At 34.0% G+C, this 4,247-nt stretch carries 5 protein-coding genes and 2 pseudogenes; all 7 read right to left on the minus strand.

Annotated elements, in window-relative coordinates:
* Window positions 1–310: amino acid dehydrogenase (locus tag GX497_01585; protein HHY71927.1), on the minus strand; the 310-nt coding region annotated here is incomplete at its 3' end.
* 265 nt (window positions 311–575) lie between these two features.
* Complete coding sequence (locus GX497_01590) at window positions 576–815, minus strand: IS3 family transposase (GenBank protein HHY71928.1); 240 nt, start codon at window positions 813–815, stop codon at window positions 576–578.
* Between the two features lie 297 nt (window positions 816–1,112).
* Window positions 1,113–2,093, minus strand: a pseudogene (locus GX497_01595) (ankyrin repeat domain-containing protein).
* 203 nt (window positions 2,094–2,296) lie between these two features.
* Window positions 2,297–3,056, minus strand: a pseudogene (locus GX497_01600) (DUF4372 domain-containing protein).
* A 153-nt stretch (window positions 3,057–3,209) separates the two neighbouring features.
* A complete protein-coding gene (locus GX497_01605; protein HHY71929.1) occupies window positions 3,210–3,551 on the minus strand; it encodes a hypothetical protein in 342 nt (113 codons plus the stop codon).
* 103 nt (window positions 3,552–3,654) lie between these two features.
* On the minus strand, window positions 3,655–3,978 hold the full coding sequence (locus GX497_01610; GenBank protein HHY71930.1) for a hypothetical protein: 324 nt from the start codon (window positions 3,976–3,978) through the stop codon (window positions 3,655–3,657).
* An 84-nt stretch (window positions 3,979–4,062) separates the two neighbouring features.
* The coding region (locus GX497_01615; protein HHY71931.1) for a hypothetical protein at window positions 4,063–4,247 on the minus strand (185 nt) is incomplete at its 5' end.

The following is a 4,247-nucleotide window of genomic DNA, read 5'->3' on the forward strand; positions in this document are numbered from 1 at the left end:
TACTTGAAATATCAGGTAAATCTTTAAAAGCCTCTAATGTTTTTTCTGGTTCACTTGTATCAGGGCGAAAATCAGCAAGCTCCCCGACTGGTAATTTTGATAACTCCTCATATGTACTTGGAAGAGGATCTATTTCAATACTACTTTCTTTCGCTTTATCTTTCTGTTTATTTTCCTGCTTCTTTTCCTTTACTCGTTCAATCACCTGTTGTTTTTCTTCTAAATTTTCAGTATTATCAACCGTATTACATGCCGGCATCGTAATTAGTATTAAAAAAAGGAACAATAATGTAAATAAACCTCTTCCCATTAAATACACCTTCTATCTGTTTCTAGTTTATTTCATTTACCAGCAAAAAAATTAAACAACACAAATAAACACACAGGCAAGTTAAGTATTCTAAATGTTTCTTGGATGGACTTAACTCTGGCTGTGTGTTACTTTCTTAGGTCTTATTTAAAAATTGATACTATGTCAAAAAATAGACACAGATTTTTCTACCGCGCTTTCGCTTGGTGGCCGTTATAAAAAAGTTTAAATAAAGAGCAATTTAAACTTTTTTATAACGGTAAAATCAAGCTGCGTAATTTCTATACATTCGCTTAAATTCATTTGGTGTAAAATAACCCAACGTCGAATGAATCCGCTTAGAATTGTAGAAGAACTTGATATATTCGAACAATGATTTTTTCGCTTCTTCCCTAGTTCTATACTTAATCTGATACACTAGTTCACGTTTAAGAATGCCATGAAAAGACTCAATACAAGCAGCATTGTCATAACAGTTACCTTTTCGGCTCAAACTACCTATCATATTGTACTTTTTAATAGTTTCTGATACTCGCAGGAGGCATATTAATCACCACGCTCTGAGTGATGAATCACACTCTCCCCTGGCTTTTGACGCTTGTAAGCCATTTTTTATACATAGATTACCAATTCCTTTGTCATGGTTTTGTCCATAGCCCAACCTACTATTTTGCGAGAATATAGGTCCATTACGGTTGTCAAATACAACCACCCCCTCATTAGTCGGGATATAAGTCTGTAGATTTGAACAGTGTTTCACCGTCCGTTAACCACTGAATAATGGTCGGTCCACACTCTGTTATTAGTATTTTTCTATATATTCCTCCCATGTATCGGGATATCGTTTTTTAATGAGATTAAGCGTATACTCAGGAATCTCAGTATCCCAATAATTTACACCTTGTCGAGCAAATTCCTCAACAATCTCCATTTTTATCTTATACTCTTCTGAATCCAAGGCATAAATCCAATCCCTTAATATTTCAACTGGGAAAAACTTCTGATTGGGGTCCACATCCTCAAACATCGAATAATACGGTTCTGAAATCTTTGCTTTCTTTTCAACAATCAAATAATGTGCATATTCCATAGCTTCCAATGTTGCATTCGGCCCCCCTGCTAGCAACGCATACATTGCCGCTGTTGCACCCCTTTACGTTTTATAATTAATATCAGCTCCTCCTTCTACTAAAGCTTTTGTCTTTTCTATACCACTTAAAATTGAATGCATTAATGGACTTTTCCCCAGCTCTATAATAGAATTACCATCAGCTTTTCCGATGTAACCCTTCTCAGTGTCCGCGCCATAACTTAATAATAGCTTTACATATTTGGGGTCTTTCTTCGCATCATTGTCTACCCATGAATATCCTGCAGCGATAAAAAGAGGTGTCTCTCCTTGTTCTGTTGATGCGATATTTGGATTAGCACCACTTTTTAACAATGCCTCTGCTGATTTATATTTCTCCATTCCTACTGACCAGAGCAACAATGTCGCACCATATTTGGGATCTTGATAATTTAATAGCTCAGGGTTATCTTTGGCTATCTGTTCTATAGTCTTAACCTTCTGTTTTTTAACAGCTAACGCTAACTCCCATACTGGGGTATCCTTGTATATATTAATATCTGTGATCACATATCCCTCCTGTTTTGTTACATCCGTACCCTTGGCACCATTTAAATCATTCACGCCATTTATGCTATTTTCACTATTCGCACTATTCCCGCTGCTTTGACATGAAGATAATAAAACAGCAATACATGATAAAATAATAATCATTATTTTTCTTTTCATTTTCTATTTCCCTTCTTCCCATTCCGTTAATGCCTTCTTAACAGACTCCATCTCATGATTTTTAATTGGGTCAATGATTAATTGTAAACGTAAAAACGAAAAGATATCGTTCATTATTCCGGTCATCAAGCCTTGAAATTATATAGATATGTCACTAGTGTTGCATAAATAGTGTCGCAATTTTCTGGAAAACGATTGGTAATCAAATGAAGTACATTTCCTTTTGAATTCATTACTTTCAAAAGACGAAAGTAATTTTCAGCACGGTTTTGAGGCGTACCAATCAACACCATTTAATCCGATAAAACAGCGGATTCTGCGGGTAGTTTAAAATCGTATACTTCCCGTATAACAGCTTTTATTCGTAGCCTAGTAAGAAAAAAGTAGTCATCATCCGTCATGCGATCAAAGGGCTCGTAGTTTAGATAGCCACGGTCATGTTCTTTTGCCGTTGTCATGACGACTTTTTCTGGATAGGAAGAACCTTTTTCCATAAACACAAGGCGAAGATGCAACTTCACACTCGCTTTTGTCTTGCGAAGTTTTGCCCTCCTATGGTTGGTTAAATTTAGTGACAATGTGCTTGAATCTATGATTTTTAACGGCATAACAAGTTTTGTATAGTGTGTTTTGGCATGAATATGTGAGACTAAATCAAGGAAATAGGGCTGGGTTCATACCATTTAATTGTCGAGACAGCTGTGAAATACTGATTGAATCTAGGTCAATCTCTTTTTGAAGCTGGTCATTAAATAGATAATCGCTAAGTGCATGAAGACTTTTAACTTCTTCTAGCTGCGCAAAAAGCAATAATTTTAGAAATGGCTCTGTTGTTAATTTTTTCGTATAGTAATCTAATTTCATTGTTTTCACCTGTTTTTCAAAAGCTCTCAAATTTATTGGTGAAAACCATTGTCCAAATAAAGTTTTTCGTGTAATCTTGTCCATGAGATTGTGTCCTTTTTAGTGGATTTGGACGGGTTACCACCTGACATATCTATTATAAAGGACTTTTTTCTTTGCACAAAACAACTTAATAGAATGTTTTGAATGTTTTTAATAGCGAAATTAGATTAACGCAATACTAGTGTAGATATGTAGTTATATTATTCTTGACCTAATATACAAAAATATTATCCCAATTGGAGCTAGCAATATAGCCAACATATATAAAAAGTAAATTTTAATTATTTTATAAATAATTAGTACGGGGGCTGGTAATAAAATAACATTTCCCCCGAATAGCATATCAATAACTGTATCGTAAATAATCGTTGCAAAAGGAAAGAGAATTAAATTGGCTATAAAGAATATTTTAGGGATACTAGGATCACCAACAAAAATATAACCCCATGTAATGTAAGTCATAGCGATACTAATAATATATGATTTTATTAAATACGATAAATTAAATTGAACAAAAATATTTTTTATGACGTTCATTATTTAATTCTCCCTCCATAAATATTAATGATAATTACTACTCCCAATGATTTTACCAAGCCTGAAAAATTAAACATTTCATCCCCATCATTACTCTTGACATTCACAAAACCCCATCATCATTATAAAATTTTTTAATTTCCTGTTTCCATTTTTCCCGACCATTTACAACAAACCTATACTCTTTTCCCATTTTATCCACAACCAATAATCCGTTTTTAACTAAGGGGATTCCGAAAACTTTCGAAGTGTATACGTCAATACGGTCAATGTCGTTTATTTTTATTTCTACATCCTTAGTCTGGATGTTCATTTTATGGGCTTTATGAAGCAAACTGTTTTCTGTTAAATACAATGTTCCACCTACGGCTTCCTTCCCTTTCCACAAATTAGCAAATCCTTTCTTTACCAAACCTCCGCTATCCATTCCCATCTCTCCCTTTCATCATAAAATTTAATTTATAAACTAAACAATGTATCTACACTTCTTCTGACATTCATAATTTCAAAATCAGTAACTTACCATATCAATCTTTTTTAAGTAGGCAGATGAAATAAATGTTACTAATAGTCCACTTGCATAAAAAACACCCGAAACCCAAAAAGCACCTTGTTCTTCATCTAATAATTTCAAAATTATCATATCCTGACCGTTTCTAGCTGTTAACCCCCCAGCAGCCATAATTACAAAAAAAA

Origin of the sequence: Bacillus sp. (in: firmicutes) (genome assembly GCA_012842745.1) — a bacterium.
In the GTDB taxonomy this organism is placed as follows: domain Bacteria; phylum Bacillota; class Bacilli; order Bacillales; family Bacillaceae_J; genus Schinkia.